Genomic DNA, 24,222 nt, shown 5'->3' on the forward strand with positions numbered 1-24,222 from the left:
TCATGTTTTCTCGATTTTTTATTGATAGACCTATTTTTGCCTTTGTTATTTCAATCGTCATTGTATTAGCAGGCTTAGCGGCTATGCGCGCGCTCCCCATCGCGCAATACCCTGAAATTGCTCCACCTGTGGTGCAGGTTACAGCTGTATATCCGGGCGCGTCTGCATCAGTACTTGAACAAACGGTTGCCGCCCCGATAGAAAATGCCATTACTGGCGTTGAGGGCATGATGTATATGTCATCAAATTCAACCAGTTCGGGTGTGACAACAGTAGAAGTCACCTTTGAAATTGGCACGGATATCGACCAAGCGGCTGTGAACGTCAATAACCGAGTCAAACAAGTTGAAGCGCGTTTACCCGAAGAAACCCGTCGCCAAGGCGTGATTGTGCAAAAAGGTTCCTCGAGCTTTTTACAAGTTCATGCTTTTTATTCTCCTGATGGCACCCGCGATTCATTGTGGACGTCAAACTTTGTCACCATGAATGTGCTTGATCGTATTAAACGCATTCCTGGCACAACCAATGTACAAATATTTGGTGCCAAAGATTACGCGATGCGTATTTGGTTACGTCCTGATTTAATGAGCCAGTTGAAAGTCACGGTAGAAGAAATCACCCAAGCTGTTCGCAGTCAAAACTCTCAATATGCCGCGGGTAAAATAGGCTCAACCCCAACATCGAGCTCGGCACAAGAAATCGTTTACAGTGTCACAGCTCAAGGACGCCTCTCGACTCCTGAAGAGTTTGCGAACATCATTATTCGCGCCAATTCTGATGGCAGTAACTTACGCTTGAAAGACATAGCACGAGTTGAATTAGGCTCAAAAGATTATGATTTCAACGGTACGATTAATGGTAAACAAGCGGTTTTATTAGGGATATTTTTACAACCAGGTGCGAATGCATTAGATGTCGCTGCGCAAGTGAACCAAACTGTCGATGAAATCAAATCACAGTTTCCAACTGGTTTAGCTCATTTAACTCCCTACGATACCACCCGTTTTGTTGAAGTCTCTATTCGTGAAGTGCTGATTACCTTAGTTGAAGCGATGGTGCTGGTGTTTTTGGTGGTGTATTTATTCCTACAAAATTGGCGAGCGACGTTAATCCCGACTCTCGCCGTGCCAGTCTCTTTACTTGGTACGTTTGCTGGTTTGTACATGCTTGGTTATTCCATCAATACTTTAACCCTCTTTGGCATGGTGCTGTCGATAGGGATTGTCGTCGATGACGCCATCGTGGTACTTGAAAATGTTGAACGCTTAATGCATGAAGAAAAGCTCAACCCCCGTGAGGCTGCCATTAAAGCGATGCAAGAAGTCAGTGGCCCAGTTGTGGCGATTGTATTAGTACTGTGTTCTGTGTTTGTGCCTATCGCCTTTTTAGGTGGGTTAACAGGTGAGCTATTCCGCCAATTTGCGATTACTATTTCAATTGCTGTGAGTTTATCTGGTGTGGTTGCCCTGACCATGACCCCTGCTTTGTGTGTACTGATCCTCAAACCTGAGCACAAACAAACAGCTAAGTTTTTCTTATGGTTTAATGATTGGTTTCACCGTGTGACAGGTCATTATGTCAACGCGGTCAGCTTTTTTGTCCGCCGTGGGGTACTTGGTTTTGTACTGGTTGCCGGTATGATTGCGCTCACTGTGGGTATTTGGCAAAAAACGCCCGGATCGCTGGTACCTGATGAAGATCAAGGTTTTTATATTTCGGCTATTTTCTTACCAGATGGTGCCTCTTTAGAGCGCACTGAAGAAGTCGTCCAACAAGTGATTGCTGCGGCAAAATCAAATCCGGCTAACGAAAATGTGATTGCATTTACTGGTTTTGATTTTATTGGTGGCGGTTATAAAAACAGTGCCGCGACATTGTTTGTCACTCAAAAGCATTGGGATCAACGTGAAATCACCAGCAAACAATTAGTTGGTGAGTTATTTATGAAAACCGCTGGTATTAAAGAAGCGCTAGTGTTGGCTTTTAATCCTCCACCCATTTTTGGTTTAGGCAGCACCGGGGGTTTTGAATTTTATATTCAAAATAAAGGCGCAGGTGGGCCAGAAAAATTACAGCAAGCCATGGGCATGATGATGGGTGCGGTACAACAAAGCCCCGTTATTGCGGGCATTCAAACACTTTGGCGCCCTAATACACCTCAGCTGAACGTTGATGTAGACCGTGAACAAGCACGTGCAATGGGCATAGAGATTAACGATGCTTTTAGTGCACTGTCTGGCACATTGGGCACCGCGTATATCAATGACTTCAATAAATTTGGTCGTGCTTGGCAAGTACTGATGTCTGCTGAGGCAAGCTTTAGAATGTCACCAGAAGACATAGGCCGGATTTACGTCAAAAATAATCAAGGTGAAATGGTACCCATTTCTGCCTTTGCCAACATTGAGCATAGCCGAGGGCCCGATAGCCTCAACCGTTATAATAATTTACCTGCAGTTAAAATGTTGGGTAACGCGGCGCCGGGTTACAGTTCGGGTCAAGCAATTGCAGAGCTTGAGCGCATTGCCAAAGAAGTATTGCCTCCTGATATGACATATGACTGGACTGGCACAGCGTTTCAAGAAAAACGAAGCTCTGGTACCACTGGCCTTGCCTTGGCGATGGCCGCCATTATGGTCTTTTTAATTTTAGCGGCTTTATATGAGCGCTGGTCATTACCACTTTCTGTGATGCTGGCATTGCCATTTGGCACCTTTGGCGCGTTAATTTCAGTGTGGATTGCAGGCCTAACTAATGACGTTTATTTCCAAATTGGCTTGGTGACATTATTAGGACTGGCCAGTAAAAACGCTATTTTGATTGTTGAGTATGCATTGATGAAATACCAACAAGGCTGGTCTGCTAGCGCTGCAGCACTTGAAGCTGCTCGCCTGCGTTTTCGCCCGATCATTATGACTTCTTTGGCCTTTATTTTAGGGGTTGTCCCGCTAGTAATTAGTTCTGGTGCGGGTGCTGGCGCTCGCCACAGTGTCGGAACAGGGGTCATGGGGGGCATGATGGCTGCAACCTTCTTGGCTATTTTCTTTGTTCCGCTGTTTTTCTATTGGCTCACTGAACGCCGCTTCTTTGAGTCTCGTGATAAACAAGCCTTGCAAGATGAAATAGCACATCATCACCAACAAGAGCACACACATGCTGATTAAGCTGATATGATTAAAGTGAAAAGCAAGCTTAGGCTTGCTTTTCACTTTATGGCCATTTCATAAGGATTGCTTAATATGCGTGGGATAATGTGTTTACTGTGTGTTTTATTCTCTGGATGCGCGCAATACCAGAGTGTCACTCCAACTGTGATTGCTTTATTTGCCCACCCCGACGATGAAACCTGGGTTGCGGGGACGTTAATGCATGTTCAGCAGCATCACATTAATGTTGTGCCTGTCTATGTCACCTCTGGCGACCGAGGTTCAGATCGCTCTGGGCGCGGCCTATCAGGTGACAAACTTGCTAACGTTCGAGAGCATGAAACAAAGCAAGCTCTTCAGCACTTAACACTTCCACCTCCAGTGTTTTTACGTTACAAAGATGGCCAAACATCAGCTCAACTCTCACAGATTGCTGCGGATATCGATACAATCGCCAAGCAATACGCTGCACCTGTGATGTTATGTTTTAGCCAAGGAGGGATCACAGCAAACAGTGATCATGTTGCCCTTGCTGAGCTTTGTCAGTCTCGCTATTTTGCACACCAACTGGTATTTAGCATCTCAAATACCCGTGCTGAACGTCTCGAAGCGACCGCTAAAGCCCATCAATTTGAGTATCCTATCAAATCCGCGGTGACCGATACGCTCATTAGCCACCGTGTTGATGTTACCCACTTTAAAGCACAAAAAATCCTAGCGGTTGATAGCCATAGCACGCAATTTCCTGCTGTAATCGTCAACGCTTTTAGTGCGTTTGTTGACCAAGCACCCTATGAAGAATTAATCGCAACCGCTCCTTCTTCTCGCGTGCAACAAGTGCTCAATGTATTGCCGCACTACAACAAAAAATCAAACATAGATAAACATGTTCGTCATTGAACAATTCTTTTAAACTAGTCGTATACGTCTACTCTCACTTGCAAGGACACCAGAATGGAAAACCAATTTATCAAATCAAAAGCGGCCATCGCTTGGGGGCCAAATCAACCACTTTCAATCGAAGAAGTCGATGTGATGCTCCCCAAAGCTGGCGAAGTATTAGTAAAAATTATCGCATCGGGTGTGTGTCATACTGATGCATTTACCTTATCAGGCCAAGATCCTGAAGGTGTTTTCCCTGCCATTATGGGCCATGAAGGTGCTGGAGTTGTTCAAGCGATTGGTGAAGGTGTTACATCTGTTGCTATTGGCGATCATGTGATCCCTTTATACACACCCGAATGTGGTGAGTGTAAATTCTGCACATCGGGCAAAACTAACTTATGCCAAAAAATTCGCACCACTCAAGGGCAAGGATTAATGCCCGATGGCACAACTCGTTTTTACAAAGATGGCCAACCTATTTATCACTATATGGGTACTTCGACATTTTCTGAGTACACAGTATTACCTGAAATTTCATTGGCCAAAGTCAATAAAGAAGCGCCGCTTGAAGAAATTTGTCTGCTTGGCTGTGGTGTGACCACAGGCATGGGCGCAGTGATGAATACAGCAAAAGTACAAGCTGGCGACACTGTGGCTATTTTTGGTCTTGGTGGCATTGGGCTCTCTGCCATTATCGGAGCGCAAATGGCTGGCGCAAAACGGATTATTGGTGTGGATATCAACACCAGCAAGTTTGAGCTCGCGACTAAACTTGGCGCAACTGAGTGCATCAACCCACAAGATTTTGATAAACCAATTCAAGAAGTCATTGTCGAGATGACTGATGGTGGTGTCGACTTTTCGTTTGAATGTATTGGCAATGTTGATGTTATGCGTTCAGCCCTAGAGTGTTGTCACAAAGGTTGGGGTGAATCAATCATTATTGGTGTGGCCGGGGCCGGCCAAGAGATTTCAACTCGCCCTTTCCAACTTGTGACCGGTCGAGTATGGCGTGGCAGCGCGTTTGGCGGCGTTAAAGGGCGCTCAGAATTACCTGAGATTGTCGAACGTTATATGGCTGGTGAATTTAAGCTTGATGATTTTATTACTCATACTATGGCACTTGATGAGATCAACTCAGCATTCGATTTAATGCACAGCGGTGAAAGTATCCGCTCTGTCATTCATTTTGATAAATAACCCTCTTAATGTTCAGCATCTTATAAAGATGCTGAAAAAGGTATGTTATGACCATACAATTAATCAGTGAAAATAAAGTTGCTGGCGGCCTTCATCAGCAATTTGAATTTGATTCAGTGGCATTAAAAAGTACAACTCGCTTTGCTATTTTTTTGCCGCCTCAGGCGATACAAGGTCAATCGGTGCCCGTTATTTACTGGCTATCTGGCTTAACTTGTAGCGATGAGAATTTTATGCAAAAAGCAGGAGCATTTAAAACTGCGGCCAAACTCGGTCTATGTATTGTCGCTCCTGATACCAGTCCTCGCGGCGAAAACATTCCTGATGATACTGAAAAAAGCTATGACTTTGGTGTTGGTGCAGGTTTTTATGTAAACGCGACACAAAAACCATGGGCGACTCATTATCACATGTATGACTTTATTGTGGATGAGTTACCTAATGTGATTGAAAACCACTTTAATGTCACTGCACAACGCGCGTTAGCGGGCCACTCGATGGGCGGGCATGGTGCGATGATGATCGGTCTTCGCAATCCAGATTGTTACTCATCAATTAGCGCATTTAGTCCGATTTGCCAGCCCAGCCAATGTCCATGGGGTATCAAAGCCTTTAGCGGATATTTAGGCGCCGATCCTGAAGAGTGGCGTGCGTATGACTCAACTGAGCTCATCAAAGCAATCGATTCTAACCAGTTTGTGCCAATGTTAGTTGACCAAGGTGATAAAGATAACTTTTTAGCGGAACAATTAACGCCAGAACCATTCATTGACGTTGCGACACAACGGGACTATCCGCTGACCTTTCGTATGCAAGAAGGATATGATCACAGCTATTACTTTATTAGTAGCTTTATTGATGATCATTTACATTTTCATCATCAACACTTTTAGTTTTGGCAGTATTAATTTGCCATAAAAAAAGGTTTACCTCAGGTAAACCTTTTTTATTACGCAAGCATTTTATCTCTCATCAGACACTTGTTCTGATGCTTGTCCTTGCTGTTTGTTATGCTTGGCAATCACTGACCATGCTTCGAGCATCACCATTACACAGACTACCAATACCACCGCATCAATCGTGACCAGCAGCCAATTTCCTTGCTCATAATACTCTGCAAGCTTAATCAGACCCGCTAAAAACGCCATGGTTAAAACAAACACCATAGGGATCAAGGTATACCGTGCAGGTTTACCCATTTTGATTAACATCACAGAAATCACTAACAGCGTTAAACTAGCAAGAATTTGATTGGTCGAACCAAATAAAGGCCAAATAATCATCCCACCTGAACCCGATGAGCCACCCGCACCAAATGCAAGTAACAAACAACACGCCACTGCTAACAACGTCGCTATAACGCCATTTTTAATCAGCTTAATATTATAAATATCACCCCATTCTTGGATGATATAACGCTGAAGACGTACGCCAGAATCCATGGTTGTACCAGCAAATAACACCACCATGACAGCCAACAAGGTTGAAGCCAGTTCTTTTGGGATCCCCCAGCCACTTTGAATTAAGTTTGCTCCGCCCGTAATAAAGGCTCCCACACTGCCCGCTCCTAAGTGGCTGTAAACTTCATGCCATTCTGCCGGAGATAGAGCGAGTGTCACCCCACTCACTGCAACGATGGTGATCAATGCTAAGCACCCTTCACCAACCGCTCCAAGGTAACCAACAAAGCGCGCATCGGTATCTTTGTCTAACTGCTTTGAGCTGGTTCCTGATGACACGATGCCATGAAAGCCAGAAACTGCCCCACAAGCGATTGTCACAAATAGCAGCGGAATAATACTTGGGGTATCAACCGCTACTTGCGTATTAAACGCTGGCGCTGTGATATCAGGCATAAATAAAAAGACTGCGCCATAGAGCAAGAATAAACCAACCAATAATTGTACCCCATTAATAAAATCTCGTGGCTGCAATAACACCCAAACCGGCAACAAAGAGGCAATCGCTGCGTAGACAAATAAAATGATAATCCAATTGGCTTTATCGCTTAAACCAAACATTTCAGTTGGTAACGCAAGTGGCATGATACTGCCAGCATAAACACTCAAATACAGTGCTATCACACCAAAAACACACAGCATAATAATATTAAAATTACGGTGTAATAACTGCCCTATCACTAAAGCAAAAACAATGGCTGCCCAAGCAGGCAGTACCGCTGTCGGTTGGCTCACAAATGAATTGGCAATCACCACACCAAACACGGCATTGACCATCAGCAGCACTAAAAAGACCACCACCATAAACAACGCCCGAGTGCGCTTACCAATCACAGACTCAGATAATGCCCCCATTGATTTGCCTTTATGGCGACTACTTGCCCACAATGCGCCCATATCGTGGACACCCGCAAAAAAAATCGTGCCCAGTACAACCCACAGCACCGCAGGGACCCAGCCCCAATAAACCGCAATAGCAGGGCCGACTATCGGTGCCGCACCCGCAACAGATGTGAAGTGATGTCCCCATAAAACGAGTTTATTGGTTGGCACATAATCAACACCATCATTGAGTTGATGAGCGGGTGTTATGAACTTATCGTCCATTTGGAAAATTTTGCTGGCGATAAATTTCGAGTAAACAAACCAACCAAACAGCATTCCGATTATTCCGAAAATAACAATTGCTATGGATTGCACGTTAATATTCCTTTTTATTTTTGTTAGTGGGTAAAAATTGCGTCTTACACGACTGTACCAGTAAATTAAGAAACTGACTGTAAACCTATAGTCTAATAACAAAAAAAGGAATGAAAACAGCATCTTCATTCCTTTTGATTATCATTTTGTGCGATTAGCGAACTTTGAACTCCTGAGCAATTAATGCTAACTCATTTCCATTCTTTCGCTGGACTGCGCCGCTTGCTGCGCACTTTGAGCAGAAGTTTCCGATGCTTGAGCAATGCCGGTGATATTTTGGTTAATGTCTTCGCACACACTCGATTGTTCTTCGACAGCAACAGCCACTTGATTATTCATATCATTAATTGAGCTGATCATAGCCAATATTTGTGTCAAGGCGTCCCGTGTATCTGCAGATAACTGCACAGAGTTGCGGGCTTCTTGACTACTGCTTGACATGCTACTCACCGCAGCCTGACTCCCTGTTTGCAGTGCTTCGATCATTGTTTGGATTTCATTGGTCGATTCTTGAGTTCGCTGGGCTAAACTTCTCACTTCGTCTGCAACAACTGAAAAACCGCGACCTTGCTCGCCTGCTCGTGCAGCTTCAATGGCGGCATTCAAAGCAAGTAAATTGGTCTGCTCAGATATTTTTCTGATCACTTCGACGACAGCACCAATCGAATCGCTGCTTTGCGCTAAGTCGTTCATGTCACTCATCGCCCTTTCAATTGTCTCTGCAAGATGATTGTTTACCGAGACCGTTTTATCGATTAATTGCAATCCATTATCTGCTGTTGTTTTTGCTTCATTGGCTGACTCGGCTGAGTTTGTAGATAGTTTGACGACTTCTTGAATACTATACGCCATTTGATTGATTGCCGTGGCTATTTGCGCGGTTCGTTCTCTTTGAATATTGACCGCTTCGTTCGTACTTCATGCGACTTCATTTGCATTGAGCGCGGCATCCTTAATTTCGTCTCCATTGCCAATAATTCGCAGCACAACGGCTTTTAAACTTTGCGACATGCTAGTTATGGATTTAAGAATACCCGTTGATTCAGAGTCATTACTAAATTCTTGAGATAAATCACCTTTGGCAATTTTAGCTGTAATTGCGGCGATTTCTGCCGGCTCACCACCGATTGGTTTGCAAATGATATTAGGTAATATCACCGCCATAACCAAACCAAATATTAAAGCCGCAAGAGACACCCCTTTAACTAAATAAACCATAAATTCAACATCAGCTATTACTTGCAGGCCTAGTTCATCTTGCTCTGCTTTGATGCTCAATTTAATATCTTCTAAGTCATTCGCTATTTGCGGACCAATCACATTTAATTGATCATTAATTATCGTGTTGCGTTCAATAATGATTTTTTCGATTGCATCTAACGCATTAAGGTATTGCGTTTTGAGGGTCATGAACTGTTGTAATTTAGTTTGATCCACCGAAGATGTTAAAACATCCTGCGCTTGTTGATACATTTTAGTGGTGTTCACCCCCAACTCATCATGGGCACGCTTTGCATCATCAATTTGATTTGTTACTAAAAACTTAACAACATACAGCCGACCTAATAATAAAGACTCTTGTAATTTTGCTAAGGTATAGACTTGTTCGTTCGAAGCGTTTTGATTTGCATCAAGCAACTCTGTCACTAATACACGCATCGCTTTTCCTGCAGGATCAAGCTCTGTACTCACAATTTCATTGCGCTTAGCGATTAAGCTCACCACCGTTTCAAAGTGATTTTCGTACAGTGATATATTATTGATACTTTGTTCGATTAAACCTAAGCGGATTGGATTGCTAATCGAATCTTGCGCTTCAGTGACAAACTCTTTGGAGCTTAATATTCGTTGTTTAAAATCCGCTAAAGCTTCTGGATCATTTTCATTGATGTATTTTAATGACATTAAGGCGGGAGTACAGCAAATTTGCTTGCAGTCTCCCCGCCAAGTTTGTATTGATTGCTAAGTTTCTATATTGCTTAAAGTTATTCTCCGATGACAACAAACCTACGTAGCTTGAGATAGACACAACTATCAGTAAAGTAACCAAAAGTAAGAACGACATTCTCAATTGGTTAGCGAGTTTCATTTTTTCTATAAAGCTGATCATAAATTATCCCAAACAGTCCACCTACCCTAAGAATAGACAAATCTGTTTTTATTAGGAAAAAATATAAACACTTTTTTAAACAGTGAATTGGCGCGTTAAGTACGCGGTCTAAACTCAAGAACTGTAGCATTAATGCAAAAGCGTCGTTGACCATTAGGGCCATCGTCAAAAACATGTCCTAAATGGATCCCAGATGATTTAGAGCGGATTTCAGTTCTGCGCATACCATAGCGGTTATCCGCTTTTTCAATCACACTATCGGGTAAAGCGCGTGTAAAGGATAACCATCCTGTCCCCGAGTTAAAGCGGTGCCGAGTATCAAACAAAGGAGCTCCGCTTAATTTATCAATGAAAACACCATCTGGGGTATTTTTGAAAATCTCATATTCCTTACAAAATCGCCCGTCTGTTCCTTCATCGAATGCAACATTAAACGCTTCACTCTTACCGAGTTTAAATTGACCTAACATGAGGTAAAACTCTTCTGGATTCAAATACCCTTGGCGACCAAATACTTCTTTCCCATCTTCAATAAACAAAATAGTGGGTGTCGCCCAAGTGGGGGTACTGATAGTTAATCCATCAAGCTGGCTGGCTAAACGTGTAGTGACTGGAATGCTTCCTTGGTAATCATTTAACACGTCTTTTTTAAATTTCTCACAGTAAGGACAATAGCCTTGTGACTCAATGACCACAATATGTTTTCCTTGGAACAAAAGAGTATTGTCTGTTTTATCGGCAACGGTCTTAGCTTGGGTAAATGTCACTCCGGTTCTCAAATCTGGGCAATACCCATTTGGATTTTTGGCTAAATAGTCTTGGTGATAGCTTTCTGCCTTATAAAATGTATCCAATGGTTTTATAATTGTGGCGATTTCACCAAAACCTTGCTGGGTTAATAATGGTTGAAATTGTGTTTTTAATTCTTCAGCCGTCTTTAACTGTTGCTCTGTGGTGGTCAGGATGATTGAGCGATATTGAGTGCCAATATCATTTCCTTGACGATTTAACTGTGTCGGATCATGATGCTCGAAAAAGTGCATCAACAATGTTTTTGCACTGACACGATTGCTGTTGTAAGTGACTTCCACTACCTCGGCATGATTGTTTGGATTGTGCTTATTGCTTCGTTTAGTGATTGCTCTGTAGGTAGGTGAGACTCCTTGTCCGTCTGCATATCCCGATACCGCATTGATCACACCGTCTATTTGTTGATAACGCTTTTCTGCTCCCCAAAAGCAACCAGAGCCAAGCACAATCTTTTCAATATGTTCTGTTGCTCGTTTTTTTTCACTGCTTGGTGCTGCATGCCCACTATTTGTATATGCTGTAATACATAAACTAAGCAACACATAACCTAATAAATACATTGGTTTACTCTTCATACTTCACCTGTTGATCTTTCATCATATTCACTAACAAGACCTTAGAAGCCTGTGGTTAATTTCAAATAAAAGAAATAAGGCTGTTTCCTTGGTTATTGTCTAATCTATATACATGACCAGTAAATGAAGTGATCACTTGTGAAATACCTCTTATTTATACTCTATGTGTATTCAGCGTCCTTATTTGCTGTTGATAACTCCATCAACTTACTTTTTTGTTATGAAGACAAAGAGCTGCCCCCTTATTTTTTAGGTAAAGGCCCTGCCACTCCACCCCAAGAGCCAGGCGCAACAATAGAAGTACTTCAGCAAGTTGTATCAGAAATACCGCAATTATCACTTACATTTATCCGCCAACCATGGAAACGTTGTTTAAATGATTTAAAACACAACAAAGTCGACGCGATTATTGCCAGTTATCAACTGAAAAGAGAAACCCTCGGTGTCTACCCAAAAGTGAATAATCAGATCGACTCTACCCGCGCGATTAGTGAGCATGGTACGTGTTTTATCCGCCGTTCAGAAACCGAAATAACTTGGGATGGTTTATCATTAAGTGGAATAAGCGAGCCAACCATCGCCTTACCTGCAGGGTATTCGAGTTTAGAGCAATTAGAACAATTGCCACTCAAAGTTGTACAAACTGACTCAGCCAATACTGCACAACGTTTACTAAAAGAAAAACGTGTCGATTTGGCACTCACTCTGTGCCAAATTAGTGAAACCTCTCCTCACCTGCCTCAATCTGAATATCCTAATCTTATCCATATGTTTCCGCCGTTGGTGGTCAAGCATGGGTATCTCGTTTTTTCATATCAGTTTTATGAGTCCCAACATCAGTTAGCCCAAACACTGTGGCAAAAAATTGGTGCTTTTAATACAATCCCAATTTTCACACGTTACCTTAACCCTGAATTTAACGATTTAAAAAAATAATATCGCTGTGATGCTTTTGGATACTCACTCATTACAAATGCCTCTTGGTAGCCATGACTCAGATAAAAATCAGGCGCCTGAAACTCAAGGGTATCTACCATTACTTTTTTACACCCCCTGAGCACCGCTTGATGCTCTAACTCTTCAAGTAATCGACTGCCTATTTTCTGGCCTCGTAACGCACTGTCAACCCATAACCAATCAATCAGCAGCCAATTACCAAAGGTATTGCCGCTTATCCCCGCCATTAATTCACCTTGGTCATTACAAGCCTTGATGGCAATCGGAAAACGCTCTTTCACTTCAAAATGCTGTTGATTGAATGCAATTATTTTTGCGCGCAATTGTGCGCTAATTGCCCCATCAGCGTCATCTGAGTGACTGAAATGGATCATAATTCATCCTCTCATCATGTTGTTTTGCTTTATGATTGATTATAAAGCCGTTAAAGTGAACTAGCTATTTTATCGGTTGCTCGCTAACATAAGCATAATCAATGGATTAGTTAATTTTAAGTGGCTATTTTATGTCTAACCAACAACTTGACGTGTTTAATCAATATTTTCAAATCCAAGAAGTGATTAAAGTCAACCTAAAGGCTGTGTCTCCTCATCTAGTGCCAGGAGATGTTCACACCCTCGAAATGACTATTCCACCTTTATTTAAACTGGCCAACGAAGTCAATACACTAGAGCAAAATGCCCTGCGACCTTTAAGAGGATTAGGTGACCTTGCAGATGAACTGGCACAATTTTTAAAACTGCAATCTCGTAAAATCGACTTAATCATGGCGCATATCCTTGCCACTGAGCATCAAGATGAACAACAGTCTCAAACGATTTCCTATGGCGGTGGTGGCGTCGTCGTCTTTGATGAGACAGATTTCCCTTTAGGGCAGCATTTTTGTACTAAGTTGTTTCTTCATCACGAAGCGGCGGCTGTTTTTTGTTATAGCCAAATCATTTTAAAACAACCTCACGAAACAGGTTGCCACTATACCTTGGCTTTTTGTCAAATTCGCCCAGAAGATCAAGAGCTCATGGTCAGAGCGAGCTTACATGCACAATCAAGACAGTTACGTGACCGTAATCGTTCACCTCTTTAAATACACGATTTATTTGGACAAAGTTGCTGACAGCGTGTGACTTAATGCTAAAATATCGGCCTATTTACCCTAGCTAACCAATATTATGGCTTACACACTTCCCGCTGAATGGGCATCACAAGATGCCATTATGTTTACTTGGCCACATGCAGATACAGACTGGGCACCCATTTTATCGGATGTTGAACCTGTTTATCTTGCGCTGTGCCGCCATATTCTTGCGTTTCAATCGTTGGTCTTAGTGGTTCATAATGAACAGTTAAAACAACATGTTAGTCAGTTACTCACGACTCATCAAATTGACTTAACTAACGTTAAGTTTGTCGTCACACCTATTGATGATACCTGGGCACGTGATCACGGCCCAATTAGCGTTTATCAAGAAGATGGTTCAGTTCGAGCGCTTGATTTTACCTTTAATGGTTGGGGCAACAAGTTTGACGCCAAACGTGATAACGCCATTAATCAAGCAGTGTTTGAAGCTGTGTTGCATCAAGATGCCCATCACGAAACAATTAATATGGTGCTTGAAGGAGGTGGAATTGAATCCGACGGTCAAGGAACGTTACTCACAACCTCGATTTGTTTACTCAATGACAATCGTAACCCGAATATGACGCAAGCTGAGATTGAAGCTCTGCTCAGTGACAAACTGGGTATTGAACACTTTTTATGGTTGCACCATGGTCACCTAGAAGGTGATGATACAGACAGCCATATCGACACATTAGTACGACTGGCTCCTAATAACACCTTGGTTTATGTACAATGCGATGATCCGCAAGATAGCCATTATACAGAACTAAACTTGATGCAAAACGAGCTACGGGCACTTCGCAACAAAGATAATCACGCCTTTAATTTAGTGCCTTTGCCTTGGCCAAGTGCAAAATACGATGTCAATGGGGATCGTCTTCCTGCAACTTATGCAAACTTTTTAATCATCAATGGTGCCGTATTAGTGCCTACTTATCGCGATGAACACGATCAACTCGCCCTTGAACAAGTCGCTAAAGCTTACCCAGAACATACAGTGATAGGTGTTGATTGTTTACCATTGATCCATCAATTTGGCAGCTTGCATTGTATCTCGATGCAATTGCCTACCGGTTTTTTGAGGTAACCTTATGACTAAACCATTACATGTTGCGTTAGTGCAACACAGCAACAGCGCCGATTTGGCGCATAATTTCGCAAAAACTCAAGATGGGATCAGAAAGGCTGCGGCCAAAGGGGCACAATTGGTTGTCCTGCAAGAATTACATCGCAGCCTGTATTTTTGTCAAACAGAAGACACTGACCTGTTTGATTTAGCCGAAACAATCCCTGGCCCAAGCACAGATACGTTAGGTGCGCTAGCCAAAGAGCTGAATATCGTCATTGTCGCTTCATTGTTTGAAAAGCGTGCCACCGGTTTATATCATAACACCGCGGTGGTTTTAGAATCTGACGGCACTATCGCTGGAAAATACCGCAAAATGCATATTCCAGACGATCCGGGCTTTTATGAAAAGTTCTATTTCACCCCTGGAGATCTGGGTTTTGAACCTATTCAAACTTCTGTGGGCAAACTGGGTGTATTAGTCTGTTGGGATCAATGGTTCCCTGAAGCAGCGCGACTTATGGCCATGGCTGGGGCTGAAATGCTTATCTATCCAACGGCTATTGGTTGGGATACTCGTGATGATATTGACGAGCAAACTCGCCAATGTGACGCTTGGGTTATCTCACAACGCGCTCATGCTGTGGCCAATGGTATTCCAGTGATCAGTTGTAATCGCGTGGGCCATGAAAGTGATCCAAGTAATAGCTCTGAAGGTATTTTGTTCTGGGGTAATTCTTTCATTGCTGGGCCACAAGGTGAGATCCTCGCTCATGCAGGAGCCAAAGATGACGAAATTTTATCTGTTGAGCTTGATATGCAACGCAGTGAAGATATACGACGCATCTGGCCATACCTTCGTGATCGACGCATTGATCACTACCAAGATTTATTAAAGATTTACCGCGATTAACCTGTATTTGGCCATGTTTTTCATGGCCTTTTCATATAAAAAATAACAAAACGCACCGACGTTACTTTACTTTGCTACGGAGTTTTTAATGGCACTTACACACTGGGCACAATTACCTTGGATTAAATCAAAAAAAGATAAAATCCACTGGGGACAATTAACAGGCAGCGCGCTCAGTATTGCCATTGCACAAGGTGTAAAAAGCCATGATTCCTTAGTTGTGTTAATTACCCCCGATACGCCCAGCGCCTTAAAGCTAGAAGCTGAACTGGAATATTTACTGCCCGAACACAGTGTTATGGTTTTTCCTGATTGGGAAACCCTTCCCTATGATCATTTTTCGCCCCATCAAGACATTATTTCACAACGTTTAGCGACCCTTAATCGTTTAAAACAAAGTAAAACGGGCATTTTACTGTTACCGGTGTCGAATTTAATGCTGCGCACCGCGCCAGCCGAATTTATTTATGGCAATACCCTTGTGTTTAAGCAAGGCGATAAAATTGACCCGCAACAACTGCGCTTAAATCTTGATGGTGCAGGTTACCTCAATGTACAACAAGTGATGGAACATGGTGAATTTGCAATACGCGGTTCGCTGGTTGATATTTATCCGATGGGCAGTAAAGAGCCAATACGCCTCGATTTGTTTGATGATGAAATTGACAGCATTCGCTTATTTGATGTTGAAACCCAACGTTCAAGCAAGCCCATTGCCAAAATCGATTTAATGCCCGCCCATGAGTTTCCGACCCAAGATAAAGACATTGAGACTTTTCGTATCGCATACCGAGAGCACTTTGGCGCGACCAGTGATCAAGACTCAATTTATATGCAAGTCTCCAAAGGTGCCTGGCCTGCAGGCATCGAATATTACTTACCCTTATTTTTCGACAAACTAGCGACCTTGTTTGACTACTTACCTGATGATGCCGTCATGATGACGCTGGGTGATATCGAGCACAGCGCACAAGGCTTTTGGCAAGATGTCGAAAAACGCTACGAAAACCGCAAAGTTGACCCACTGCGACCCCTGCTTGCGCCTGTTGCACTGTATCAGCCCATTGAAGAATTGTTTGCCAATATTGGCCGTTTTTCGCGGATTGCGTTATCACAAGCCACCCTTGGTACCAAAGCAGGTCATCACAATTTAAATGCTGCACTGATTGAAGACATTCGGGTTGATCACCAAGCAAAAGCGCCGTTTGCTGCCATTTCAGATTATTTAGTCAAGCAGAAAAAGGCCAAAAACCGCGTCTTGTTTTGTGTTGAAAGTGAAGGTCGCAGAGAATCTTTATTAAGCTTGTTCAAACCAACAGGCATTAAAGTAACCACCTTTGACAGCTTTGAGCTGTTTACTAATAGTGACGCTGACACAGGTTTAATCGTTTGTCCTCTTGAGCAAAGTGTCTTTTTACCTGGCAAACCGGGCCTCACGCTTATTACGGAACAAGAGCTACTGGGTGTCAAAGTCTCACAGCGCCGTCGTCGTAAACACAAATACGAAGCAAGCCAAGATGCCATTATCCGTAATCTCGCAGAGCTTAAGGTAGGCCAACCTATTGTCCATTTAGATCATGGTGTAGGGCGTTATCAAGGATTACAGACCCTCGATGCCGCGGGTGTTCAGACTGAATTTGTTACCATCACTTATAATGGCGAAGCTAAGTTATACGTCCCCGTTTCAGCGTTACATATGCTGACCCGCTACTCGGGAGGCGAAGAAAGTAGCGCTCCGTTGCACAAACTCGGATCAGATGTCTGGGAAAAAGCAAAACGTAAAGCGGCCGAAAAAGTACGTGATGTCGCGGCCGAATTACTCGATATTTATGCTAAACGCAAAGTGAAACTCGGCAATGCCTTTAAACATGATAAACAGGCTTACCGACAGTTTGTTGATACCTTCCCATTTGAAGAAACTGACGATCAAAAAAATGCCATTTCTGCCGTCTTGACTGACATGCAAAGCAATCAAGCAATGGACCGCTTAGTCTGTGGCGATGTGGGCTTTGGTAAAACAGAAGTGGCCATGCGTGCTGCATTTGTTGCGGTCAACGAAGGCAAGCAAGTCGCGGTATTAGTGCCAACCACTTTGTTAGCACAGCAGCATTACGAAAACTTTAAAGATAGGTTTGCAAATTTGGCCGTTGAAGTCGATGTCCTGTCACGTTTTAAAAGTACCAAAGAGCAAAACGAAGTCCTCAAAAAGCTTGAATCTGGTCAGGTTGATATTGTTATTGGTACCCATAAACTTATTCAGTCAGGCATTAATTTCAAAGATCTCGGTTTACTTATCGTCGATGAAGAGCACCGTTTTGGTGTCAGACAAAAAGAAAAAATCAAATCATTACGCGCTGATGTCGATATTCTGACCTTAACGGCCACACCTATTCCACGGACATTAAATATGGCCATGAGTGGCATGCGTGATCTGTCCATTATCGCTACGCCCCCTGCCAAACGCTTAGCAGTGAAAACGTTTGTCCGTAAAGGTGAAGCCGATTTAAAACGCGAAGCCATATTGCGCGAAATTAAACGCGGTGGTCAGGTATATTATTTACACAATAATGTTGAAACGATTGAAAAAACGGCCGCAGATCTGGCTGAGCTCGTCCCAGAAGCCAGCATCACTACAGCCCATGGGCAAATGCGTGAGAGTGAACTTGAGCACTTAATGGCTGAGTTTTATCATAAAAAATACAATGTCTTGGTCTGTACAACGATTATTGAAACAGGCATCGATGTACCCACAGCTAATACGATTATCATCGATCGCGCCGATAAACTCGGTTTAGCACAATTGCATCAGCTACGTGGTCGTGTTGGGCGCAGCCATCACCAAGCGTATGCCTATTTATTGATTCCAGATCCAAAAGCTATTTCAAAAGATGCGGCGAAACGACTCGATGCCATCGAATCACTTGAAGACTTAGGTGCAGGTTTTGCTCTGGCCACTCACGATTTAGAAATTCGCGGTGCCGGTGAATTACTCGGTGATGATCAAAGTGGCCAAATTCAATCAATTGGCTTCACCTTATACATGGAAATGCTTGAACAAGCCGTTGAAGCACTTAAACAAGGTAAAGAGCCTACTCTTGAGAACTTATTGCAGCAACAAACTGAAGTGGATTTAAAAATCCCAGCCTTGCTGCCTGATGATTATATTTACGATGTCAACACACGCTTAAGTTTGTACAAACGTGTCGCCAGCTGCCAAGACAATGAACAAATCGATGAGTTACAAGTTGAGTTAATTGACCGTTTTGGTTTATTACCCACACCAGCTAAAAATTTGTTTGCTGTTCAGCAGCTCAAATTTCGTGCTCAACAACTGGGGATCAGTAAAATTGAAGCCAACATTAAAGGCGGCTTTATTGAATTTGGTGCACAAACAAAGGTTGACCCTCGTTTTATAATTGCCCTTTTACAAACTAATCCAAAGGTTTATAGAATGGAAGGCGCAAATAAGTTACGATTTAATATCGAAGAACCCGACAGTGCAGCGCGTTTAACGTTAATCAGCAATATGCTGAATGATTTTGCACACAAGGTGAGTGAGTAAATATGAAAAATCGTTTAGTGTCTGCCCTTTGGTGCCTACCATTGATGATCGGTTCAACATGGGCCGAAGCCACTCGTTGGTTTGAGGCCGAGATCATTATTTTTGAACAAAAATCAGATCCGCTATTGCGCGAAGACTTTTCGTTTGAGCTAAAACCTATTAATAACACCCAGAGCCAACAGCTGCTTATCAATCAGATTGAGCAACAGCAATTAAACGCATGCCTAAATAATGCACGCCCTGTCCTCGCTGGCGATGCGTTAATTAGTGACCGTCAAGTGATCCAATCGGTTGATTGCCCGGAACAAGGGGAATATCTATCCGGCCTTGATCGCATTCCTGTGGTGCTTTCTGCTGAGCCTTTTGACCATATGGATTCGGTTTATTTATTGGCACCAGAGCAATTACAATTTAACGATGTAATGCAACGCTTAAAAAATCAAGGGCTGAAACCTCTGCTTCATACTGGCTGGCGATTTCCTGAAGAGCCAGAGAAACGTGCACCTTATTACCGCGTATTAGCGGGAAAAAAACTCGAAAACGCCGCGCAAATGAGCTTTATCGAGGCGACTCGCCCAAGTAATCAAGCGCCGAGTAACGATCTACTTGCGCTTTTACTCGTTGATAATCAAACAGAAGCACTGCCGCCAGCTTCTACCCTTTGGCAAATCGATGGGCAAATTCAGATTTATGTTCAGCATTATCTGTTTATCAACGCGCAGTTTAATTATTTAGAAAATAACGCTGTCTCTGGTGAGATCCAAAGCGCTTATTTCGAACAGTTTCGCCGAGTCTATAGTGGCGATGTCCACTATTTAGACCACCCAAAGTTTGGCTTAATTATTCAAATCCGAAAATTTAAACACTAAAGGAATCGCTATGAAAAAATTATTGGCTATTACCGCTTTTTCTGCGGCACTTGTTGGCTGTAGCAAAGTTGATATCGAACATTACCAACAAATCACTGTAGGCATGGACAAGACTGAAATTGAAGCATTACTAGGCTCTGCAGACCAATGTGAAGAAAAAACGCTCCATACAAACTGTACATGGGGCGGCGAAAGTAAAAATATTTCTGTGACGCTGGTATCAGATAAAGTCACTCTATACAGTAAAAAAGGCTTCTAAATTTAGTGCCGTATTCCCTTTGCGGCCACTTCAATAGATATGCAATCAAATTGAATTTATATTTATTTATGAAAATTTAAGAAAAAGGTTGCATCATCATTTTATTTCAATATTATTGCGCTGCTTCTTGTTGATAGCCAATCCGAGTACATCGCATTTAATTGCGACCAGGCGATAGAGCAACTATCCAAGAGTGAAATTAACGCTTAAGAGTTATTCAAAATGAATAATTCAAACCAGCAAGGTTTTGTTAGTAATTTTACTTTAATCGGAGAGTTGGCATGACAGTCACCCCAGTAAAAAACGCCGTTGAATTTACCTCTTTTTCTGCCAAAGATGAGTCTGAAATCGAATTAATCGAATCATTAGTTGAGCGTATGGGTGCGCCGTTAATGATTTTAGATTGTGACGTGGTGCGTAACCAATATCGCGCGCTTGCGGCCGCTCTGCCAAACGTTATTTTACACTTTGCTCTTAAACCACTGCCTCACCCTGCGGTTGTGAGCACACTATTAGCTGAAGGCGCCTATTTTGACTTAGCTACCAATGGCGAAGTCGATTTAGTTGCCAGTCAGGGTGTGCCTGCCAATAAAACAATTCATACTCACCCAATTAAACGTGACAGCGATATTAAAGTAGCCCTTGAATATGGCTGTACAACATTTGTGGTTGATAATATCAATGAACTTGAAAAATTTATTCCGTATGCAGATAAGGCAGAAATTTTAGTTCGCTTAAGCTTTCCAAATGCACAAGCGTTTGCTGATCTCTCTAAAAAGTTTGGCTGCAGTCCTGATAAAGCGATTGAGATTATTGCTTATGCCCATCAGTTAAACATTACTGTGCGCGGGTTGTCTTTTCATGTTGGTTCACAAACAGCTAACCCTGAGAAATATGTACACGCTATCGGCCGCTGCGTTGAGCTGTTTTCACAAGTTGAAGCGCTTGGGTTACCGACTCTTCACACCCTCGATATTGGTGGAGGCTTCCCTGTGACTTATTCCCAAGAAGTGATGCCAATTGATGAGTTTTGTGCACCTATTCGCCACGCACTCACGGCATTGCCTGCGTATGCACAAGTGATTGCTGAACCGGGTCGTTTTATTGTGGCTCCTTCTGTGACCAGTGTTGCTTCTGTAATGGGTCAAGCTGAACGAGATGGTAAAACTTGGTATTACTTAGATGATGGAATTTATGGTTCTTTCAGCGGCATTATGTTTGATGAAGGTAATTACCCTGTTGATGCACTGTATTGGCAAGGTGAACGTTTTGAAAGTGTCCTTGCAGGGCCGACATGTGACAGCATTGATGTAATTGCAGAAAGTATCATGCTACCAAAATTAAACAATGGTGATTTAATCATAGGTCGCATGATGGGCGCATACACTAGTGCCACCGCAACAGAGTTCAACTTCTTCAAAAAGGCGCAATTTGTGATCCTAAATGAATATCATGCTGTCGACTCATTAAGCCAAGTTATCTAAGGTCATAAACGCTTTTATACTCGCGTTGGTGACATCAGTTGATGGCTATTTTAAATGGGGTTTAAATGGGGATTCTTGAGGTAAAGTGAGATCCCCATTTGAGCAATTGAAGACTGTCCAATTCTCACTTCGTATAAAAATCTATAAAGCTAATGGCTGGTTACTTTTGTTTTGTGGCCGGGTCAGCAAGTGTCACACTATACTCAACAGCAAAAAATTCGCCATGCTCATCTTTATGAATGTAGTCACTGACTTTGTTCATACCTAGTTTTTTCATTATGGCAATAGAGGCAATGTTATCGACCAAAGCGGTGGCCGAATACTGCTTAATTGCGCGCTGTTGCAAAAGTGTTTCCATCACCGTTTTGGCTGCTTCTGTCGCAATCCCTTTACCCCAATGCTTTTTGAAAAAACGCCAACCTAGTTCCAGGTTATTTCGTTGCGGAGAATCAGAAAAAAAGCACATAGGTCGCACTAATACCCACCCATACGGTTCATTATTGATTACATCACTCACCAGCCATAATCCATGCCCTAGGGTTTGATCGGCATATCGAGCCAAGCGAGGTAAAAACTCATTTATTACTTGCTCTTTGCTGGAGGTGCGACCTGAGGTTAAATACTTCATGACTTCTGGATCGTGATCAACTTGATAAAGCAGCTCAGCATCGCGCTCAGTAATGAATGAAAACTGTAAACGTTCAGTTGCAGTGATTTGTATCATATATTAAAGGTCAGTCCATTTTGGCTGTGATATTGATTTCGTTCTACATTGTAGATTACAGATTGTTTAAAGATAAAAAGCCTTATTTGAACACAACTTAGTTAAGCAGCGTTTAAATAAGACTCTTGGCCTTTATGTTTTTGAGTACGTTTAAACGCGCCCTTGCCTTTTTTAGCCGCCACAACTTGTACTCTAAATACTTTTGAGGTCACTAAAGCAGCTAATGCGTTATCTTTGATCACACCGCGGCCGATTTCGCATTTAATATTTTGATTAGATTTACTTTTTTTATTCGCCATTTTATTTCCTATCTTTATTGTGGACTGATTAAGTCATAGATACCTTCACGATGAAAGGAACACGGCTACTATAATCGGGGTGTTAAATTTTACTAGTGCTTTGCAAAAATATTTTTAATTATTAATTGATCGCAACCATAAAACACTGCGTATAGAGTGATGAAGGGCATAAAACGCAACACTATGTTTTTATCTGACCCCTTCGCGATATTAAACCCACAGCCTTTGTACAATGAAGGCTGTGGGTTTTAACGTTTAATCTGACCATTGGGATCACCAGGTTACTGTGTTGTCATAATACAATTAAGTGAGTTAAATTGCCTAATTGCTTTATTTTATTAAGATAAGTCATACCAATGTGAATTCTTGCCATTATAATGCCACTGTATTTGAGTCATAAGCAAAGGAGCTTCATGTGTCACGCTTTTCAGCCATTACTGATAATCCCCATGAACAACGTTTTAACCAAAAAACCGGGATTTTACTGACAAATTTAGGCAGCCCAGATGCGCCGACGACCAAAGCGGTGCGCACCTATTTAGCTGAATTTTTGTCTGATCCCCGCATTGTAGAAATCCCACGTTTGATTTGGCTGATGATACTGCATGGTATTATTTTACGGATCAGGCCAAAACGTTCTGCCAAGCTTTATCAAGGTATTTGGACTGATAATGGCTCTCCCTTAATCCATATCACCCAATTACAGCAACAAAAACTACAAGATAAACTTCATTCGTTGGATCTCAATCATGTCGATGTAGTGATGGCGATGCGTTATGGTAATCCCTCTATTGAAGCTGGCCTTGAAGCCTTACGGGATAAAGGCATTACTAAAATTATTGTTTTTCCTTTATATCCACAGTACAGCAGCCCAACCACAGGGTCGACTTTTGATGCTGTGGCCAATGTATTGAAAAAATGGCGCTGGGTGCCTGAACTTCATTTTATCAATGGCTATCATAAACAGCCGTCGTACATTGATTCGTTAGCCAACAGTATTGCTGAAGATATTGCTGCACATGGTCAACCACAAAAAATCGTATTTTCATATCATGGCATGCCAAAACGTTTTCTCGATCATGGCGACCCTTATCATTGCCTTTGCCAGCAAACAACACGTCTGGTAATTGAAAAGCTCAACCTTGATAAAGAAGCTGTAATTACTACCTTCCAAAGCCGTTTTGGAAAAGCCGAGTGGTTAAAACCTTATACAGATGAAACGTTAGCAAGCCTTCCGGCACAAGGCATCAAAAATATCGCCATTGTCAGCCCTGCTTTTAGCGCAGATTGCTTAGAAACTCTTGAAGAGTTAGAAGAAGAAAATCGAGAAATATTCATCAACGCAGGGGGTGAGCAATATCGATACATTGCAGCCCTTAACGATAGAGATGATCACATCGATGCCCTGTTTGATGTGCTCAAGCCTATGCTTTAATAAGTGTTCATTTTCGGCCTCTGATGAGGCCGGTTTGTTAACCCAATCGAACGTTTAACGCTGCTTTACAACGCAATCAAACAAATGAGTTATTGGCCAACACAGCTCATCTAATCTTACTCACCTAGCCAATGGTAAGCTGATACAG

At 42.4% G+C, this 24,222-nt stretch carries 20 protein-coding genes; 13 read left to right on the forward strand and 7 right to left on the reverse strand.

Annotated elements, in window-relative coordinates; genetic code table 11:
• Positions 1–2 precede the first annotated feature (2 nt).
• From PULV_RS12145 to fghA, 4 genes are all read left to right on the forward strand, one after another.
• Positions 3–3,164, forward strand: a complete 3,162-nt coding sequence (locus PULV_RS12145) for an efflux RND transporter permease subunit (protein ID WP_193331845.1) — start codon at positions 3–5, stop codon at positions 3,162–3,164.
• 75 nt (positions 3,165–3,239) lie between these two features.
• Positions 3,240–4,046 (forward strand): PIG-L deacetylase family protein, encoded by an 807-nt coding sequence (locus PULV_RS12150; protein WP_193331846.1) that lies wholly within the window; start codon positions 3,240–3,242, stop codon positions 4,044–4,046.
• 54 nt (positions 4,047–4,100) lie between these two features.
• On the forward strand, positions 4,101–5,231 hold the full coding sequence (locus PULV_RS12155) for an S-(hydroxymethyl)glutathione dehydrogenase/class III alcohol dehydrogenase (protein WP_086745220.1): 1,131 nt from the start codon (positions 4,101–4,103) through the stop codon (positions 5,229–5,231).
• Positions 5,232–5,278: 47 nt separating this feature from the next.
• Positions 5,279–6,124, forward strand: a complete 846-nt coding sequence (fghA, locus tag PULV_RS12160) for an S-formylglutathione hydrolase (protein ID WP_193331847.1) — start codon at positions 5,279–5,281, stop codon at positions 6,122–6,124.
• A 69-nt stretch (positions 6,125–6,193) separates the two neighbouring features.
• Here the strand turns inward: fghA and PULV_RS12165 are convergent, their stop codons facing one another.
• The 4 genes from PULV_RS12165 to msrA form a co-directional block, all read right to left on the reverse strand.
• Positions 6,194–7,891 (reverse strand): carbon starvation CstA family protein, encoded by a 1,698-nt coding sequence (locus PULV_RS12165; RefSeq protein ID WP_193331848.1) that lies wholly within the window; start codon positions 7,889–7,891, stop codon positions 6,194–6,196.
• Between the two features lie 186 nt (positions 7,892–8,077).
• Positions 8,078–8,743 carry a methyl-accepting chemotaxis protein gene (locus tag PULV_RS12170; protein WP_193331849.1) on the reverse strand — a complete coding sequence of 222 codons (666 nt, stop codon included), beginning with the start codon at positions 8,741–8,743 and terminating at the stop codon, positions 8,078–8,080.
• A gap of 66 nt (positions 8,744–8,809) precedes the next feature.
• Entirely contained in the window at positions 8,810–9,796 is a 987-nt protein-coding gene (locus PULV_RS12175; protein ID WP_193331850.1) for a hypothetical protein, read from the reverse strand.
• A 300-nt stretch (positions 9,797–10,096) separates the two neighbouring features.
• Complete coding sequence (gene msrA, locus PULV_RS12180; RefSeq protein WP_227009399.1) at positions 10,097–11,386, reverse strand: peptide-methionine (S)-S-oxide reductase MsrA; 1,290 nt, start codon at positions 11,384–11,386, stop codon at positions 10,097–10,099.
• 138 nt (positions 11,387–11,524) lie between these two features.
• On the opposite strand from msrA, the gene PULV_RS12185 reads away from it, so the two are divergent.
• Complete coding sequence (locus tag PULV_RS12185; protein ID WP_086745227.1) at positions 11,525–12,322, forward strand: substrate-binding periplasmic protein; 798 nt, start codon at positions 11,525–11,527, stop codon at positions 12,320–12,322.
• On the opposite strand, the gene PULV_RS12190 is transcribed toward PULV_RS12185, so the two are convergent.
• A complete protein-coding gene (locus PULV_RS12190; protein ID WP_086745228.1) occupies positions 12,286–12,717 on the reverse strand; it encodes a GNAT family N-acetyltransferase in 432 nt (143 codons plus the stop codon). The two genes, PULV_RS12185 and PULV_RS12190, sit on opposite strands and share 37 nt — an antisense overlap.
• Before the next feature lie 131 nt (positions 12,718–12,848).
• On the opposite strand from PULV_RS12190, the gene PULV_RS12195 reads away from it, so the two are divergent.
• The 7 genes from PULV_RS12195 (at position 12,849) to PULV_RS12225 (ending at position 21,616) form a co-directional block, all read left to right on the forward strand.
• Entirely contained in the window at positions 12,849–13,427 is a 579-nt protein-coding gene (locus tag PULV_RS12195) for a PilZ domain-containing protein (RefSeq protein WP_086745229.1), read from the forward strand.
• A gap of 85 nt (positions 13,428–13,512) precedes the next feature.
• Positions 13,513–14,550 carry an agmatine deiminase family protein gene (locus PULV_RS12200; protein ID WP_086745230.1) on the forward strand — a complete coding sequence of 346 codons (1,038 nt, stop codon included), beginning with the start codon at positions 13,513–13,515 and terminating at the stop codon, positions 14,548–14,550.
• A 4-nt stretch (positions 14,551–14,554) separates the two neighbouring features.
• A complete protein-coding gene (locus tag PULV_RS12205) occupies positions 14,555–15,442 on the forward strand; it encodes a carbon-nitrogen hydrolase (RefSeq protein ID WP_193331851.1) in 888 nt (295 codons plus the stop codon).
• A gap of 88 nt (positions 15,443–15,530) precedes the next feature.
• On the forward strand, positions 15,531–19,004 hold the full coding sequence (gene mfd / locus PULV_RS12210) for a transcription-repair coupling factor (protein ID WP_193331852.1): 3,474 nt from the start codon (positions 15,531–15,533) through the stop codon (positions 19,002–19,004).
• A 2-nt stretch (positions 19,005–19,006) separates the two neighbouring features.
• Positions 19,007–19,873, forward strand: coding sequence for a CsiV family protein (locus PULV_RS12215; RefSeq protein WP_086745233.1), 867 nt, complete (start codon positions 19,007–19,009; stop codon positions 19,871–19,873).
• Between the two features lie 10 nt (positions 19,874–19,883).
• Positions 19,884–20,132, forward strand: coding sequence for a DUF3862 domain-containing protein (locus PULV_RS12220; protein ID WP_086745234.1), 249 nt, complete (start codon positions 19,884–19,886; stop codon positions 20,130–20,132).
• A 281-nt stretch (positions 20,133–20,413) separates the two neighbouring features.
• Positions 20,414–21,616 (forward strand): type III PLP-dependent enzyme, encoded by a 1,203-nt coding sequence (locus PULV_RS12225; protein ID WP_086745235.1) that lies wholly within the window; start codon positions 20,414–20,416, stop codon positions 21,614–21,616.
• 160 nt (positions 21,617–21,776) lie between these two features.
• Here the strand turns inward: PULV_RS12225 and PULV_RS12230 are convergent, their stop codons facing one another.
• Positions 21,777–22,340 (reverse strand): GNAT family N-acetyltransferase, encoded by a 564-nt coding sequence (locus PULV_RS12230; RefSeq protein ID WP_193331853.1) that lies wholly within the window; start codon positions 22,338–22,340, stop codon positions 21,777–21,779.
• 101 nt (positions 22,341–22,441) lie between these two features.
• Positions 22,442–22,639, reverse strand: a complete 198-nt coding sequence (arfA, locus tag PULV_RS12235) for an alternative ribosome rescue factor ArfA (protein WP_086745237.1) — start codon at positions 22,637–22,639, stop codon at positions 22,442–22,444.
• Positions 22,640–23,054: 415 nt separating this feature from the next.
• On the opposite strand from arfA, the gene hemH reads away from it, so the two are divergent.
• Positions 23,055–24,074 carry a ferrochelatase gene (gene hemH / locus PULV_RS12240; protein ID WP_086745238.1) on the forward strand — a complete coding sequence of 340 codons (1,020 nt, stop codon included), beginning with the start codon at positions 23,055–23,057 and terminating at the stop codon, positions 24,072–24,074.
• Positions 24,075–24,222 lie beyond the last annotated feature (148 nt).

Source organism: Pseudoalteromonas ulvae UL12 (assembly GCF_014925405.1).
Classification (GTDB): domain Bacteria; phylum Pseudomonadota; class Gammaproteobacteria; order Enterobacterales; family Alteromonadaceae; genus Pseudoalteromonas; species Pseudoalteromonas ulvae.

Bases quoted from the DNA above. Each gene is read 5' to 3' on its own strand.
- PULV_RS12145 (WP_193331845.1), top strand. From the start codon at position 3: ATGTTTTCTCGATTTTTTATTGATAGACCTATTTTTGCCTTTGTTATT.
- PULV_RS12150 (WP_193331846.1), top strand. From the start codon at position 3,240: ATGCGTGGGATAATGTGTTTACTGTGTGTTTTATTCTCTGGATGCGCG.
- PULV_RS12155 (WP_086745220.1), top strand. From the start codon at position 4,101: ATGGAAAACCAATTTATCAAATCAAAAGCGGCCATCGCTTGGGGGCCA.
- fghA (WP_193331847.1), top strand. From the start codon at position 5,279: ATGACCATACAATTAATCAGTGAAAATAAAGTTGCTGGCGGCCTTCAT.
- PULV_RS12170 (WP_193331849.1), bottom strand. From the start codon at position 8,743: ATGGCGTATAGTATTCAAGAAGTCGTCAAACTATCTACAAACTCAGCC.
- PULV_RS12175 (WP_193331850.1), bottom strand. From the start codon at position 9,796: ATGTCATTAAAATACATCAATGAAAATGATCCAGAAGCTTTAGCGGAT.
- msrA (WP_227009399.1), bottom strand. From the start codon at position 11,386: ATGAAGAGTAAACCAATGTATTTATTAGGTTATGTGTTGCTTAGTTTA.
- PULV_RS12190 (WP_086745228.1), bottom strand. From the start codon at position 12,717: ATGATCCATTTCAGTCACTCAGATGACGCTGATGGGGCAATTAGCGCA.
- PULV_RS12195 (WP_086745229.1), top strand. From the start codon at position 12,849: ATGTCTAACCAACAACTTGACGTGTTTAATCAATATTTTCAAATCCAA.
- PULV_RS12200 (WP_086745230.1), top strand. From the start codon at position 13,513: ATGGCTTACACACTTCCCGCTGAATGGGCATCACAAGATGCCATTATG.
- PULV_RS12205 (WP_193331851.1), top strand. From the start codon at position 14,555: ATGACTAAACCATTACATGTTGCGTTAGTGCAACACAGCAACAGCGCC.
- mfd (WP_193331852.1), top strand. From the start codon at position 15,531: ATGGCACTTACACACTGGGCACAATTACCTTGGATTAAATCAAAAAAA.
- PULV_RS12215 (WP_086745233.1), top strand. From the start codon at position 19,007: ATGAAAAATCGTTTAGTGTCTGCCCTTTGGTGCCTACCATTGATGATC.
- PULV_RS12220 (WP_086745234.1), top strand. From the start codon at position 19,884: ATGAAAAAATTATTGGCTATTACCGCTTTTTCTGCGGCACTTGTTGGC.
- PULV_RS12225 (WP_086745235.1), top strand. From the start codon at position 20,414: ATGACAGTCACCCCAGTAAAAAACGCCGTTGAATTTACCTCTTTTTCT.
- PULV_RS12230 (WP_193331853.1), bottom strand. From the start codon at position 22,340: ATGATACAAATCACTGCAACTGAACGTTTACAGTTTTCATTCATTACT.
- arfA (WP_086745237.1), bottom strand. From the start codon at position 22,639: ATGGCGAATAAAAAAAGTAAATCTAATCAAAATATTAAATGCGAAATC.